Here is a 12872-nt window from a genome sequence, read left to right on the forward strand (position 1 = left end):
ATGGTAGCGCATTCCCTGCCAGGGGCAAGGGGGCGGGGTGTGGCGACCGTTGTTTCGCCGCAAATCTCCGTCCGTGGCGTTTCAGAAGAGATCCACGGCCCCGGCATGGACGTCGGTCTGGCGCACCGAGTCGAAACGGATTTCCTCGGCTGAGCGGGTGGAGGCCTGCAGCAGCTGGGTCAGGATGGCGTTGCGGCGCTGGATGCGGGCCAGGCCATCGCGCTCTTCCACGTCCCGGTGCACATCGAAGAAGCCGTGGGTGTACTGGCCCATGAAGTCGGTGTGCTGACGCAGCTTGCCCAGGAGCTGGCTGACGATGTCCTCGAACTGCATTGACAGGACGCCCTGCATGACCAGGCGGTGGATGGCCGCCGACACTTCGTTGATGCGCCGGGACTGATCGGCGGCGCGGGCGGTCAGCTCCTGCAGCTCCTGGCCCATGGCGGTGACGCTGGCCTGGGAGGCTTCGGCCTTGCTCACGTCGGTGGAGGCGGTGACATCCACGGCGCTGCCGACGTCGTTGATGGCGGTATGGATTTCGGCCAGCAGAGCGTCGATTTGTTCGCTGAATTTCTCGGTGCGCTGGGCCAGCTTGCGGACTTCGTCGGCCACCACGGCAAAGCCGCGCCCGGCCTCGCCGGCCCGGGCCGCCTCGATGGCGGCATTGAGGGCCAGCAGCTCGGTCTGGCTGTTGATCTGGTTGACCTCGGTCATCAGGCGGCTCACTGCGTCGACCTTGCCGCGCATGGTGGTAAAGCGCTCGGCGATGTCGGTGCCGCTGGCCTTGAGCTGCTGCACGGTATTGACGAAGGCGTCGATGGTTTCGCGGGTTTCGGCAGCGAAGCGGGTCAGCCCGCTGTTGCGGGCTGCACTATCCTGGGCGCTGGCCAGGGCCAGGAGCTCGTCGGCCAGGTGGCGGAGGGAGTCGGATTGCTGGGTGTTGCTGCCGGTGAGGCTGCGATTGAGGTCGGACAGGGCGTTGGAGAAGACTTCCTGAATCTGGCCGAGGGACTCCTGCAGGCGCTGGTACTGGTGTTCGCTGCTGCCGGCGATGCGTTCGCACAGGGCGTCGTACTCATGCACGCTGCTGTCGATCCTTTCGCGCTGCAGTTGCTGGTTGCGCCGGGCCCGGGCCCGGGCGCGATGGCTGATGGTGGTTGCGGCGAGCAGGGACAGGATGGTGCCGATGCCCAGAGTGTAGGCCAGCCATGCGGGGCCGCCAAACGCGGTGGCGGCGATGCCTGCCAGGGACAGGCCGATGCCGGACAAGATGGCGACATCGTCGGCGCGAATGTTCGTGGCGTGCATGGCTGGAATGGTCATGGGCAAGTCAAGTTCAAATTCTTATCGGCTGAGCGTTGGGCGACTTGATGATCGGGTATGGCAAAAATCACCCATCGCCAGTGACTAACAGGCTTGCGTTGCGAGCACTTTTCCGGGGTTCATCAGGTTCAAGGGGTCGAGGGCAGTCTTCAGCGCGGCCATCACGGCGACGCCGTCACCGTGTTCGGCGAGCAGGAAGTCCCGTTTGCCGATGCCGATGCCGTGCTCACCGGTGCAGGTTCCATCCAGGGCCAGCGCGCATTCCACGATGCGCCGGCCGAGTTCTTCGGCAGCATGCACCTGGGCCGGGTCGTCCGGGGTGGTGAGGATCACCACATGGAAGTTGCCGTCGCCCACATGGCCCACCACCGGCGCGGTCAGGCCGCTTTCGGCGATGGCCGCCTGGGCGCCGGCGATGGCCTCGGCAAGGCGCGAGATGGGGACGCAGACGTCGGTGGAGATGCCCCGGCTGCCCGGTTTGAGGGCCAGGCTGGCGTAGAGCACGTCGTGACGGGCCTGCCACAGGCGGCTGCGGTCTTCCGGGTGGGTTGCCCACTCGAAGCCTTCGCCGCCGTTGTCAGCGGCGATCTCCTGGACGGTGCGGGCCTGTTCCTCGACACCGTTGGGCGAGCCGTGGAACTCGAAGAACAGCATCGGCGATTCGCGCAGGCTGGTCTTGCTGTAGCGGTTCACCGCGTGCACGGTGAGGGCGTCGAGAAGTTCGATGCGCGCGACCGGTACGCCCAACTGGATGGTCTGGATCACCGTCTGCACGGCGCTGGCCACGTCGGGGAATGAGCAGGTGGCGCTGGAAATGGCCTCGGGCAGCGGGTGCAGGCGCACCGTGACTTCGGTGATGACGCCCAGAGTGCCTTCCGAGCCGACGAACAGGCGGGTCAGGTCGTAGCCCGCAGCCGACTTGCGGGCACGGCCGCCGGTACGGATGACCCGCCCGTCGGCCAGCACCACTTCCAGAGCCAGCACATTCTCGCGCATGGTGCCGTAGCGCACGGCGTTGGTGCCCGAGGCGCGGGTGGCCGTCATGCCGCCCAGGGAGGCGTCGGCGCCGGGGTCGATGGGAAAGAACAGGCCGCTGCCATGCAGGGCGGCGTTGAGCGCCTTGCGGGTTACGCCGGGCTGCACCACGGCGTCCATGTCCTCGTTGTGGATGGCCAGCACCTGGTTCATCTCGGACATGTCCAGGCTGATGCCGCCACGGGTGGCCAGGATGTGGCCCTCCAGGGAGCTGCCCACGCCGAAGGGGATCAGCGGTACCCGGTGTTCCCGGCACAGATTTACCACTTCCACCACCTCGGCGGTGCTGTGGGGCCACACCACGCCGTCCGGCAGGGCATCGGGGAAGTGGGATTCGTCGTGGCCATGATGGGCGCGCACGGCTTCGGCGGTGGAGAAACGCTTGCCGAAGCGTTCGGTGAGCTGCTGGACAAGGGGGGCGGGCAGGGCAGGCATGGTGTCTTTCCGGTTCTGACGGGCGAAACCCGAATCTTGCCACCGGCGTGCGCCGGGCAGGAGCAGGGTAAACTCCGGCGCGAGCAGATTCCGCCGGTTTGCCGGCCTTTTTCTACCCGGAGCCCCTTCATGAGCAAACAGATCATCGCCACATCCAGCGCCCCCGCCGCCATCGGCACCTACTCCCAGGCCGTCAAGGCCGGCAACACCGTTTACCTGTCCGGCCAGATCGGCCTCGATCCGGTCAGCATGCAACTGGAGGAGGGGTTCGAAGCCCAGACCGTGCGGGTTTTCGAGAACCTCAAGGCTGTTGCTGAGGCTGCTGGCGGCTCCCTGGCCGACGCGGTCAAGCTCAACATCTACCTTACCGACCTGGCCAACTTTGCCAAGGTTAATGAAGTCATGGCCCGTTACTTCTCCGAGCCCTACCCGGCCCGGGCCGCCGTGGGCGTGAAGGAGCTGCCCCGCGGTGCCGTCGTCGAAGCCGACGCCGTCCTGGTCATCGGTTAACCGCCCATGCCCGTGCCGGTCGAGCCTGCTGCCGCACCCCCGGCCGCACCGCGCAAGCCCGCGCAGCGCGGCTGGCCGGGTGTCGGGCCGCAGCTCGCCGAGCGCCTGGCCAAGCTCGACATCTTCGCGCCGGCCGACCTGATCCTGCACCTGCCCCTGCGCTATGAGGATGAAACCCGCCTGACCCGGCTGGCCGATGCCCGCCCGGGCGTGCCGGTGCAGTGCGAGGTGGAGGTGCAGTCCTGCGAGATCACCCACGGCGGGCGCCGCCAGCTGGTGGTGCGGGCCACCGACGCCAGCGGTGAGGTGATGTTGCGCTTCGTGCATTTCTACCCCAATCAGCAGAAGCAGATGGCCGCAGGCGCGCGCCTGCGCATCTTTGGCGAGCTGCGTGACGGGTTTTTCGGGGCCGAGATGATCCATCCGCGGGTGCGTCCGGTGGCCGCCGGCGAGCCGTTGCCGGAGAGCCTCACCCCCATCTACCCGACCACCGCCGGCATGGCCCAGTCGGCCCTGCGCAAGCTGATCGGCGGCGCCCTGCGCCACAACCCGGTGCATGACGACCTGCCCGAAACCCTGCGCCAGCGTCTGCATCTGCCGTCGCTGCCGGATGCCTTGCGCCTGCTGCATGCGCCGCCGCCGTCGGTATCGGCCCTGGACATGGAAGACCGGGGCCACCCGGCCTGGCAGCGCATCAAGCTGGATGAGCTCCTTGCCCAGCAGATTTCCCTGCGTCGGGCCTATGCCGCCCGCCGGGCCAAGAATGCGCCGGCCCTGCCCCTGCACGACACCCTGACCCGCAGCCTGCTGGAGCAACTGCCCTTTGCGCTGACCGGGGCCCAGAGCCGCGCCTTTGCCGAGATCGCCCGCGACCTGGCCTCGCCCCATCCCATGCAGCGCCTGCTGCAGGGCGACGTGGGCAGCGGCAAGACCTGCGTGGCCGCGCTGGCCATGCTGCAGGCCGCCGAGAACGGCCGCCAGGCGGTGCTGATGGCGCCCACCGAGATTCTCGCCGAACAGCACTACCGCAAGCTATCCGACTGGCTGGCGCCCCTGGGCATCGAAGTGGCCTGGTTGTCCGGCAGTCGGCGCAAGAAGGAGCGGGAGGCCACCGTGGCCCGCCTTGCCGGTGGCCAGGTGCTGCTGGCGGTAGGCACCCACGCCCTGATCGAAGACCCGGTGGCCCTGCCCCTGCTGGCCCTGGCGGTGGTGGATGAGCAGCACCGCTTCGGCGTGCGCCAGCGCTTGGCCCTGCGGGAGAAGGGCCAGGCCGGTGAGTCGCCCCACATGCTGATGATGTCGGCCACCCCCATCCCGCGTACCCTGGCCATGAGCTATTACGCCGACCTGGATGTGTCGGTGCTCGACGAGCTGCCGCCAGGGCGCACCCCCATCGTCACCAAGCTGATCAAGGACGAGCGCCGCGACGAGGTGATCCAGCGGGTGCGCGACGCCTGCCTGCAGGGCCGCCAGGCCTATTGGGTGTGTCCGCTGATCGAGGAGTCCGAGGCGCTGCAGCTGAAGACCGCCGAGGAGAGCTTCGAGATGCTCTCGGCGGCGCTGCCAGAGCTGACGATCGGGCTGGTGCATGGGCGTCTGAAGAACGATCAGAAGTCCGCCACCATGGCCGCCTTCATCGCCAACCAAGTGCAGGTGCTGGTGGCCACCACCGTCATCGAGGTGGGCGTGGATGTGCCCAATGCCAGCCTGATGGTGATCGAGCACGCCGAGCGCTTCGGTCTGGCCCAGCTGCATCAGCTACGCGGGCGGGTTGGCCGCGGCGTGCATGAGTCCGTGTGCATCCTGCTCTTTGCCCAGCCCCTGTCCCAAACCGGGCGGGAGCGCCTGAAGGCGATCTACGAGCACACCGATGGTTTCGTCATCGCCCGGGAGGATCTGCGCATCCGCGGCCCCGGGGAGTTCATCGGCGCCCGCCAGAGCGGTGTTCCCTTGTTGCGCTATGCCGATCTGGAGGCCGATGCGCCCCTGGTCGAGCTTGCCCGCGATCTGGCCGAGTCCACCCTGCGCGATGCCCCCCAGCTTGCGGATGAGGTTACCCGGCGGTGGTTCGGCGGGCGTGCCTCCCTCCTCAAGGCTTGATCGCGCCTTGCGTCAATCGGGGCGTCGGTGGTGGCGCACAGAATGCAGAGGGAGCGACCTTGCCCCGGTGATAGGCCGACAGATTCGTCCTACATGCCAATCCGCTTTTTCGGACAGTTCGGCCAGTGGTCGGGCCGTATTCTGGAATCAGCAGTACGAACCGGAAACGCGGTTTTCCGGGCCAGACAGAACATCTCAAGGAGTCCGAAAATGAAAACCAACGTCGCCACTCTCGCTCTTGCCGGCCTGCTTGCCTTCACTGCCGCAGGCTGCGCGGTTACTCGCGAGCAGTCCACGGTCGGTCAGTATGTTGACGACACCACCATCACGACCCGCGTCAAAACCAAATTTGCGGAGGATTCCACGGTAAGTGCCATGGCGATCAACGTCGAAACGCTGAAGGGGGTTGTCCAGCTTTCCGGCTTCGCGAAGAGCAGTGCCGAGCGGAACAAGGCTGAAGAGCTGGCCCGCGGAACTCCGGGTGTGAGTTCGGTCCGCAATGACATTCTGGTCCGTCCATAAGGCGGATTGTGCCAAGGCAGAAGAAGGGGTGGCTCGCCACCCCTTTTTTTTCATGGGTGCGCCCAGCATGGGCGCACTCCTGCGGGTGTAAGTCCCGCCGTAAGTTGATCACAGCGAACGAAGTGAAGCGCAACTGTCCCTGCACACTGCGACGGCCTTCCTCCGGGACGCCGTCCGGGGCGTCAGGGCGACGCGCCGGACACCCCGTGGACGAACTCCAGCAGTTCATCCATCTGGAAGGATTTGTCGAAAAACGCCTCGGCCCCGAGGGCTAGGCAGCGGGCGCGAACAACCGGATGGGCGTGGTTCGAGAAAACCACTGCGCGGGTCGGCCCTGACTTGCCCTGCGTGCTCTGGATGGCGCTCAATACTCTCAGCCCGGTTCCCTCGCGGAGTTCGAGGTCCACGATGGCGAGCTGGGGGCGGGCCGCCTGGATCAGGGTGATGGCATCGGCTTCGCTGGCTGCCGATCCCACGATGCGGATGCCGTCGATCCCTTCCAGCATCCCTGTGAGCAGTGCCAGGAGGGAGGGATTGTCTTCGACGATGACCGTAGTGATCGGTGGCTTGGATGACGACATGGTTTGGAACACTTGAACGTGGCGGGATCGGCGACGCCGCGTTGGTCGGTCGGAGGCGACTACCAGGGCGGATATCGTTACATCTTCTTTCAGCTTAAAGCTTGAACCGTTCAGTGTCTGTCGGCCATCTCCTACAGTCTGCATCGGGTTCGGCCCACATCTCGGCGTTCGGCAGGCTCCTATCATGAGTTCATGGCCGTCTCGTCCGGGGATGGCATCTCTTTATGGGGGCAGTGATATGTACGGCTATCTTCTCAGTTTCTTCAAGTCTGGACGTGGGCGCTCGAACGTCGAGTTTCCGAGGGACGCACAGGTGGGCATGCTGGGCTACGAATCTGCTCTCCCCTTCCTGTCGGGGCATCTTCCCTTGGCCTCGCGTCATTGAATCATGTCCGCCATGGCGCGCCCTCCGCTTGATACCCGCCCTCCATGGGTGGTCGTGATCAATGCGGCCTCGGGGCGTCAGGAGGGTGAAGCGATTGCCGGCCTTATTCGCGATGCCCTCGGTAAGGCGGGCATTCAGGGCAGCATTCGGCTGGTTTCCCACGCCGAGGAGATTCCGGGCATTGCCGAACAGGCCGCGCGTCAGGCCAGGGAGCGCAATGGTGTTCTGGTGGGGGTTGGGGGGGACGGAACGCTCAGTGCGGTGGCTGCTGCGGCCATCAGGGCGGGAGCTGTGTTTTCCGCGGTGCCGGGCGGCACCTTCAACTACTTCGGGCGCAGCCACGGCTTCCCTGAAGAGCCCCGGGTGGCCATTCAAGCGATACTGCAAGGCGAGCTTCGCCCGATTCAGGTCGGGCAGGTTAACGGGCACATCTTTCTGGTGAACGCCAGCTTCGGGCTCTATCCCCAATTGCTGGAGGACAGGGAAGCATTCAAGCGGCAATGGGGGCGCAGCCGCCCGGCAGCATGGGGCGCGGCACTGCTCACGCTCTTCGGGCAACACCGGTTTCATCGCCTGCATCTGAAGGCTGGCGGGCAGGAGCAGTCCATGCTGGCGTCTACGGTATTCGTCGGAAACAACCGCCTTCAGCTCGAACACGTGGGTGTGCCCGAAGCGCCGCTTGTCGATGACGGGCTGCTACTGGGCATGATCCTGCGCCCGCTCGGGCGGCTGGGCCTGCTCCGGCTTGCCGTGCAGGGGGCAATGGGCCGCTTGGGTGATGCCGACGAGGTCGAGCGTGTGGCGTTCCGGCACCTGGAGGTGGCGCCCGGGGGCTGGTGGCGACGCAAGACAGTGAAAGTTGCGCTGGATGGCGAGCAGTTTCGGATGCGCAGCCCGCTCGTTTTTGATGTCTCACCCAGGCCCCTGTGGCTGCTTGCGCCATGCCGCCTGACGGGGGGGGCGCAAGCGTGAGCCTTGTTCTGCAGGTTTCCGACACCCATTTCGGTACGGAGCGAGCCGAGGTTGTGGAGGCCCTGGTGGGGCTTGTCGCCCAGCTCAAACCCGATCTGATCGTGCTGTCGGGTGATCTGACCCAGCGGGCACGTGAATCGGAGTTCGCCGCGTATCGGGCATTTGTGGCGCGCCTGCTGCAGGCACCGTGTCTGGCGGTGCCCGGCAACCATGACATTCCGCTGTTCGACCTCGCGACCCGTCTGACCCGGCCATTTCGTGCGTATGCGGCCAGTTGTGGTGAGCGGCTGGAGCCCTCCTGCAGTCTTCCCGATCTGTTCATCACCGGTGTCAATAGTGTCCGCCCCTGGCGGCACAAGCAGGGCTGTCTGACGGCAGCGCAGGTTGCAGCGGTAGCGGAGCGTCTCCGCCGTGCCGGGCCTGCAGTGATGCGGGTTGTGGTGGTCCATCATCCGCTTGACGTGAGTGATGGGCTGGCCCCGGGCGATATCGTCCGGGGCGCGGTGGACGCCGTGTCGGCATGGGCCAGTGCGGGTGCCGATCTGGTGATGTCGGGCCATGTGCACCAGCCCTTGTGCCGTGCCCTGGCCGTTCGATATGGCCCCAGCGCGGGGCGGTGCTGGGTGGCGGTGGCGGGCACGGCGGTGTCGGGGCGCACACGGCGGGGGTGGCCCAACTCGGTGAACGTGCTGCGCATCGAGCGCTTTCAAGGCGTCGAGCGACGGGTGCTTGAGCAGCGGGACTTCGATCCGAGGTGTGGGGCCTTCAGACTCGGGGCCACCTTTGAACTGCCGTGACGTCCTCTGCTCATCGCGATTCGATGATGGCGATATGCCGACGGCAGTGTTGCAGGTAGCCCCGTTCGTGGTTGGCAAGCGCGTCAACGATGGCTTGCCATAGCCAGGAGGGCGCATCCACCTGGGTACTGCGGGATTGCTGCAAACGGCCCCGCCATTGCTTGCGTTCATCCGCGGACATCTGCCGCGCATGGGATTCGCCGAGCACCCACCCCAGGTAGGCGGCAAGCGCATTCATGGCCGTGGGCGGAAGGTGGTCCGGCTCGATCTTGAGATCTTCCGGTGCCAGCTCCCGAAGCACCATGGGGCGGTCGAGGATGCGCAGGGCACGCATCCGGTTCCCCAGGCCCGGTGACAAGGCCCGTGCTGCGGCCACCACGCGCTCGGCATTATCGCGCGGCATGCCTGCACCATCGCTGCGGGGCGCGGCGGCGGGCGGCGCGTCCTTGATATCCAGCATTGCGAGTCTGGCGTTACCTTTGGCGTCGTTGATGGCGAGGAGTACCGCATAGCGCGGACGGCCCAGGCTACTGCATCCCTTGACCCAATAGGCCGCGTCGGCCAAGGTCACTGTCTCGTCGGGGGTCGCGATGCCGAGTTGGTCTGCCAGCGACTCCAGCGCTGAAGCGGGCAAGGCATGGGTGATGGCGCGCTCCTCCTGCCTGGACAAGGGCCAGAAGCGCGTACCGTGCGGAATCCTCGGTTTGGTATGGGAGAGGTAATCGCGGACAAGTTGCTTCCAGGTTCGGCCGATCGCCCGCTTGAGCAGGGTTTTGATTGCGTCCGGGGCTTCAACGGGGGTAGGGCGGGGCTTGAAGGCTTTCGTGTAGCCGTTGAGCAGCAGGTCCACTACCCGCACGCTCACTGCGCCGGGCAGGTTGGCGCTGCGGCAGGCACTTGCGAGGGACAAGCCGAGACGGATGAGATCGTGGGCAGGATTGCCGATCACGGCCTGATCCAGATCGCGGATGAGCACGCCAACCCGGCCGTCGCCGTCCACCACCGGGCCCAGATTGCCCACGTGACAGTCTCCGCAGATCCAGATGCTCGGCCCTTCCGGAAGGGTGCGCTGCGTGTCCGCCTGGAGCCATTCGTAAAAGCGCTCGGTGTTTCCGCGCACATAGGCGTGGGCCGAGCGCGCCATTTTGCGGCGCCGTCTTCTTGTCAGAATGGCGGCTCGATCACTGGGCCTTGAGGGTGTGGTGCGCCGAGCCATGGCTTGCCTCCAGGGCGGAAGGGGTTCGGGAGATCATGTGGTGAAAGCGGGTGTGCCGGGTGAATGGGCGTCTGATGATGAAATCATCATCACCCCGACGTCCGGCCCGGGTCCGTCGTTCGACACTGATTGTGGCGTAGGCGGACTCCTACCGCCGCCGCGATGCGCCTAGGTTTCCGACAGGGGGAGGACTCCCGGGGTGGGCGTGTAGGACGATTCCTGCATCAATGTCAGACGGGGAAGACGGGCGGCATGCGGGCCGTCCGATAAAATGGGCACGATTAATCCTGGAGAATAGCTATGTTGCGTCTGGCCATCGTGGATGATCACAAGATCGTGCGGGCGGGGTTCCGGGAAATGCTCGCGGATGAATTGGGGATTCGGGTCGAATTCGAAGCCGCCAGCGGTGAGGAGGCCCTGCAGCGTTTGCGCGACACGCCCTGCGATGTGCTGATGCTTGATCTGTCCTTGCCCGGGCAAAGCGGTGTCGATGTGCTGCGCGCGGTGCGCCAGCGTTATGAATCCCTCAAAGTGTTGGTGCTCAGTGGCTTCCCGGAAGAGCGTTATGCGCTTCCCATGATCCGCAATGGGGCCAACGGCTACCTGTGCAAGGATTGCGAGCGCGATGAACTGATCAAGGCCATCCGCACGGTTGCCCAGGGGCGGCGCTATGTTTCGGCGCGGACAGCCGAACTCATGGCCGATGACCTGGCGGGTGCTGGTGCAGCATTGCCGCACGAGAGCCTGTCCGAACGGGAGTTGCAGGTCTTTCTCAGGCTGGCCAAAGGTGAGTCGGTTTCCGGCATTGCCGAGGTGCTCAATCTCAGTGTCAAAACGGTGAGCACCTATCGTTCGCGCCTGCTTGAGAAGATCGAGGTGACGAGCAACGCGGAACTTGCCGCCTACGCCTTACGCCATGGGCTCATGGTGGATTGATTCTGGTTGTGGGGGCGCACTCAGGAAGGGCATGCGGGCGTCGATGCGTGTGCCTGACCCAGGTGCGGAGGCCATGGTGAATCGGCCGCCGAACATTTGAACCCGATGTTTCATGCCCGCCAGACCGTGCCGATTCAGCTTGGGGCTGGTGGTGTCAAAACCGCAGCCATCGTCGGAAATCCATAAATGGATTTCTCCGCCCTGCGCCTCCAGGCCCAGCTCCAGCTGACTGGCCTTGGCATATTTCCGGATGTTGGTCACGGCTTCCTGGGCAATCCGGAACAGGGCGAGGCCCTGCTGTTCGGGGCACTGGATGTCCTGATCAGGCAGTTTGAGCGTGATGGAATATTCGCTGCCCAGATCGTCGATCATTGCGCGCAGGGCTTCCACGAGGCCAAGCCCCTGAAGCAGAGGCGGCCGCAGATCATCAATGATGCGCCGCTTCAGGGTGATGCCGGAGCCGATGGTGTCGATGAGACGGCGAAAGCGGGTCTGGATATCCGGGCTGATGTCCTGGCCCAGGCTGCGCAGCAGCCAGCTCGTATCCATTTTGGCCGCCGTCAGGAGCGCCCCGAGCTCGTCGTGCATCTCCCGAGCCAGACGCGCCTTCTCGGCCTCACGGGCGTCGGTGAGGTAGCTGGCGAGGTCTGACAGTTCCTGCGTGCGCTGGACGACCGTCGATTCGAGCACGTCATTCTCGTGTGCAAGCAATTCGGCAATGCGTGCGCGCAGAGCGGCTTGGCGCTGCTGAACGGCGAACAGTGCGATGATCAGGCCCAGCGCACCCAGAGCCAGAATCGTGATGGTCTGCTGGGTATCGTTCAGACGCTTTGCCGTCTCCGTGACCAGATGCTGGTTGCGCTCCTCCAGGCGTTCGCGCAGGCGGGCAATCGAAACGCGGATCTGGTCCATGTAGATTTTGCCGATGCCGCTTTGGCCGGGAGGAATGACGGAACTCACCCCGCCTTCCCGTACGGCTTTCGCCAGGATCTGGCGCTTGGCGTCGATGAGCCCGATGAGCATTTCGAATTCGCTGCGGTCGGTGCTGCCTTCCGGAAAGTCGCGGTTGATGGCGTCAAGAAGCCCTTGGATGGTGCGTTCGCTGGACTCGTAGGGCTCAAGATAGGCGGGATTGAGTTCGGTGAGCAGATAGCCGCGAACGCTGGTCTCCGCATCGAGCACCAGCACCAGCAGGGAGTTGAGGCGGTCGATCTGGGTCTTGAATGCCTGAGTGTTGCGCATGGCTTCGCTGGCGAACTCGGAGTGGAGTCGGCCGAAGACAAGGAGCGTGGACACGACCACGCAGCCCGTCACAATGAGCAGGATGGACCAGAAGCGATGGGGGACGAGCCGGCTGAGCTGTTGGCGGATCGAGAACTTGTCGGCATCCATGGGCGTGGTTTCAGGCGAGCTTCCGTCACCGGGAGAGGGGTTGCCAGGCTGGCAAGCGTGTTGGCCCGGGGCAATGGCGAATATCCTACCCCGGGTGAGGCACCGGGCGGGCACGAGTTCGAAGTTGCATGCCCGCTCCGCAGGAGGCGTGGGTCAGGTTTTCCCGCGCAAGGCGTTGATCACGAAGCTGACCACCGCAAGGACGAGAAAAACGAAGAACAGGATCTTGGCAATTTCGACTGCGCCCGCTGCGATGCCACCAAATCCGAACACGGCTGCAACCAGGGCGATGATGAAAAACACTACGGCGTAGTGAAGCATGACGTTCTCCTTGAAAAGACAGTCGTCAGCGCGGGCTTTCGTTGGATTGATTTGCAACGGCCCGGCGCACCTTGTCGAGCTTGCGCCCAATGCGCAGTTTGCGGATGTCGGTTTCGTCGTCGATCCATTCATTCCAGCCGGCGGCTGTTTCGGAGCGGCGCCCGAAGCGGGTTGTACGGGTTGGAAACGCGATCTGGACTCGCTTCATGGTCTGCTCCTGCGATGGGCTGGATTCCTAAGTCTCGGCTCGGGTTGCCGAATTCCGTTGTCGCTTCTGCACGATTCAACTCTATGCGTGCCGGGCTTCCTTGCGAGCCGGCGAGAGCCGAAAGCTGTGTGGGATTTGT

General features: G+C 65.0%; 13 protein-coding genes. 6 read left to right on the forward strand and 7 right to left on the reverse strand.

The window, feature by feature from the left end; genetic code table 11:
• Window positions 1-81: 81 nt before the first annotated feature.
• Together PHI64_RS02560 and PHI64_RS02565 are read right to left on the reverse strand one after the other, a co-directional pair.
• Complete coding sequence (locus PHI64_RS02560; RefSeq protein ID WP_299878094.1) at window positions 82-1323, reverse strand: methyl-accepting chemotaxis protein; 1242 nt, start codon at window positions 1321-1323, stop codon at window positions 82-84.
• 84 nt (window positions 1324-1407) lie between these two features.
• Window positions 1408-2793: an FAD-linked oxidase C-terminal domain-containing protein gene (locus tag PHI64_RS02565; protein WP_299878096.1), complete on the reverse strand. Its 1386-nt coding sequence runs from the start codon at window positions 2791-2793 to the stop codon at window positions 1408-1410.
• Between the two features lie 129 nt (window positions 2794-2922).
• On the opposite strand from PHI64_RS02565, the gene PHI64_RS02570 reads away from it, so the two are divergent.
• The 3 genes from PHI64_RS02570 to PHI64_RS02580 all read left to right on the forward strand — a co-directional run bounded on the left by PHI64_RS02570 (window position 2923) and on the right by PHI64_RS02580 (window position 5925).
• Complete coding sequence (locus PHI64_RS02570) at window positions 2923-3303, forward strand: RidA family protein (RefSeq protein WP_299878101.1); 381 nt, start codon at window positions 2923-2925, stop codon at window positions 3301-3303.
• Window positions 3304-3309: 6 nt separating this feature from the next.
• On the forward strand, window positions 3310-5403 hold the full coding sequence (gene recG / locus PHI64_RS02575; RefSeq protein WP_299878104.1) for an ATP-dependent DNA helicase RecG: 2094 nt from the start codon (window positions 3310-3312) through the stop codon (window positions 5401-5403).
• Window positions 5404-5613: 210 nt separating this feature from the next.
• Window positions 5614-5925 (forward strand): BON domain-containing protein, encoded by a 312-nt coding sequence (locus PHI64_RS02580; RefSeq protein WP_299878107.1) that lies wholly within the window; start codon window positions 5614-5616, stop codon window positions 5923-5925.
• Between the two features lie 182 nt (window positions 5926-6107).
• Here PHI64_RS02580 and PHI64_RS02585 read toward each other — a convergent pair whose 3' ends face one another.
• Window positions 6108-6506, reverse strand: a complete 399-nt coding sequence (locus PHI64_RS02585) for a response regulator transcription factor (RefSeq protein ID WP_299878110.1) — start codon at window positions 6504-6506, stop codon at window positions 6108-6110.
• Between the two features lie 397 nt (window positions 6507-6903).
• Here PHI64_RS02585 and PHI64_RS02590 point away from each other — a divergent pair, with 397 nt between their 5' ends.
• Window positions 6904-7863 (forward strand): diacylglycerol kinase family protein, encoded by a 960-nt coding sequence (locus PHI64_RS02590; RefSeq protein WP_299878113.1) that lies wholly within the window; start codon window positions 6904-6906, stop codon window positions 7861-7863.
• Window positions 7860-8660 carry a metallophosphoesterase gene (locus PHI64_RS02595; RefSeq protein ID WP_299878116.1) on the forward strand — a complete coding sequence of 267 codons (801 nt, stop codon included), beginning with the start codon at window positions 7860-7862 and terminating at the stop codon, window positions 8658-8660. Before PHI64_RS02590 ends, PHI64_RS02595 begins: the two co-directional genes overlap by 4 nt.
• Window positions 8661-8670: 10 nt before the next feature.
• Here PHI64_RS02595 and PHI64_RS02600 read toward each other — a convergent pair whose 3' ends face one another.
• The gene (locus PHI64_RS02600; RefSeq protein ID WP_299878120.1) at window positions 8671-9876 is read right to left on the reverse strand and encodes a DUF2252 family protein; all 1206 of its coding nucleotides are present in this window, start codon (window positions 9874-9876) and stop codon (window positions 8671-8673) included.
• Window positions 9877-10176: 300 nt separating this feature from the next.
• Here PHI64_RS02600 and PHI64_RS02605 point away from each other — a divergent pair, with 300 nt between their 5' ends.
• A complete protein-coding gene (locus PHI64_RS02605) occupies window positions 10177-10812 on the forward strand; it encodes a response regulator transcription factor (RefSeq protein ID WP_299878122.1) in 636 nt (211 codons plus the stop codon).
• Here PHI64_RS02605 and PHI64_RS02610 read toward each other — a convergent pair.
• From PHI64_RS02610 to PHI64_RS02620, 3 genes are all read right to left on the reverse strand, one after another.
• Complete coding sequence (locus tag PHI64_RS02610; RefSeq protein WP_299878125.1) at window positions 10786-12204, reverse strand: CHASE3 domain-containing protein; 1419 nt, start codon at window positions 12202-12204, stop codon at window positions 10786-10788. The genes PHI64_RS02605 and PHI64_RS02610 overlap by 27 nt on opposite strands.
• A gap of 153 nt (window positions 12205-12357) precedes the next feature.
• Window positions 12358-12525, reverse strand: coding sequence for a DUF1328 domain-containing protein (locus PHI64_RS02615; RefSeq protein WP_299878128.1), 168 nt, complete (start codon window positions 12523-12525; stop codon window positions 12358-12360).
• Between the two features lie 25 nt (window positions 12526-12550).
• Complete coding sequence (locus tag PHI64_RS02620; protein ID WP_299878131.1) at window positions 12551-12733, reverse strand: hypothetical protein; 183 nt, start codon at window positions 12731-12733, stop codon at window positions 12551-12553.
• Window positions 12734-12872 lie beyond the last annotated feature (139 nt).

It is taken from the genome of Zoogloea sp. (assembly GCF_028689785.1).
In the GTDB taxonomy this organism is placed as follows: Bacteria; Pseudomonadota; Gammaproteobacteria; order Burkholderiales; family Rhodocyclaceae; genus Zoogloea.

What these genes read in the sequence shown, in the direction of transcription:
- PHI64_RS02560 (WP_299878094.1), bottom strand. Translation starts at nt 1,323, where the DNA reads ATGACCATTCCAGCCATGCACGCCACGAACATTCGCGCCGACGATGTC.
- PHI64_RS02565 (WP_299878096.1), bottom strand. Translation starts at nt 2,793, where the DNA reads ATGCCTGCCCTGCCCGCCCCCCTTGTCCAGCAGCTCACCGAACGCTTC.
- PHI64_RS02570 (WP_299878101.1), top strand. Translation starts at nt 2,923, where the DNA reads ATGAGCAAACAGATCATCGCCACATCCAGCGCCCCCGCCGCCATCGGC.
- recG (WP_299878104.1), top strand. Translation starts at nt 3,310, where the DNA reads ATGCCCGTGCCGGTCGAGCCTGCTGCCGCACCCCCGGCCGCACCGCGC.
- PHI64_RS02580 (WP_299878107.1), top strand. Translation starts at nt 5,614, where the DNA reads ATGAAAACCAACGTCGCCACTCTCGCTCTTGCCGGCCTGCTTGCCTTC.
- PHI64_RS02585 (WP_299878110.1), bottom strand. Translation starts at nt 6,506, where the DNA reads ATGTCGTCATCCAAGCCACCGATCACTACGGTCATCGTCGAAGACAAT.
- PHI64_RS02590 (WP_299878113.1), top strand. Translation starts at nt 6,904, where the DNA reads ATGGCGCGCCCTCCGCTTGATACCCGCCCTCCATGGGTGGTCGTGATC.
- PHI64_RS02600 (WP_299878120.1), bottom strand. Translation starts at nt 9,876, where the DNA reads ATGGCTCGGCGCACCACACCCTCAAGGCCCAGTGATCGAGCCGCCATT.
- PHI64_RS02605 (WP_299878122.1), top strand. Translation starts at nt 10,177, where the DNA reads ATGTTGCGTCTGGCCATCGTGGATGATCACAAGATCGTGCGGGCGGGG.
- PHI64_RS02610 (WP_299878125.1), bottom strand. Translation starts at nt 12,204, where the DNA reads ATGGATGCCGACAAGTTCTCGATCCGCCAACAGCTCAGCCGGCTCGTC.
- PHI64_RS02615 (WP_299878128.1), bottom strand. Translation starts at nt 12,525, where the DNA reads ATGCTTCACTACGCCGTAGTGTTTTTCATCATCGCCCTGGTTGCAGCC.
- PHI64_RS02620 (WP_299878131.1), bottom strand. Translation starts at nt 12,733, where the DNA reads ATGAAGCGAGTCCAGATCGCGTTTCCAACCCGTACAACCCGCTTCGGG.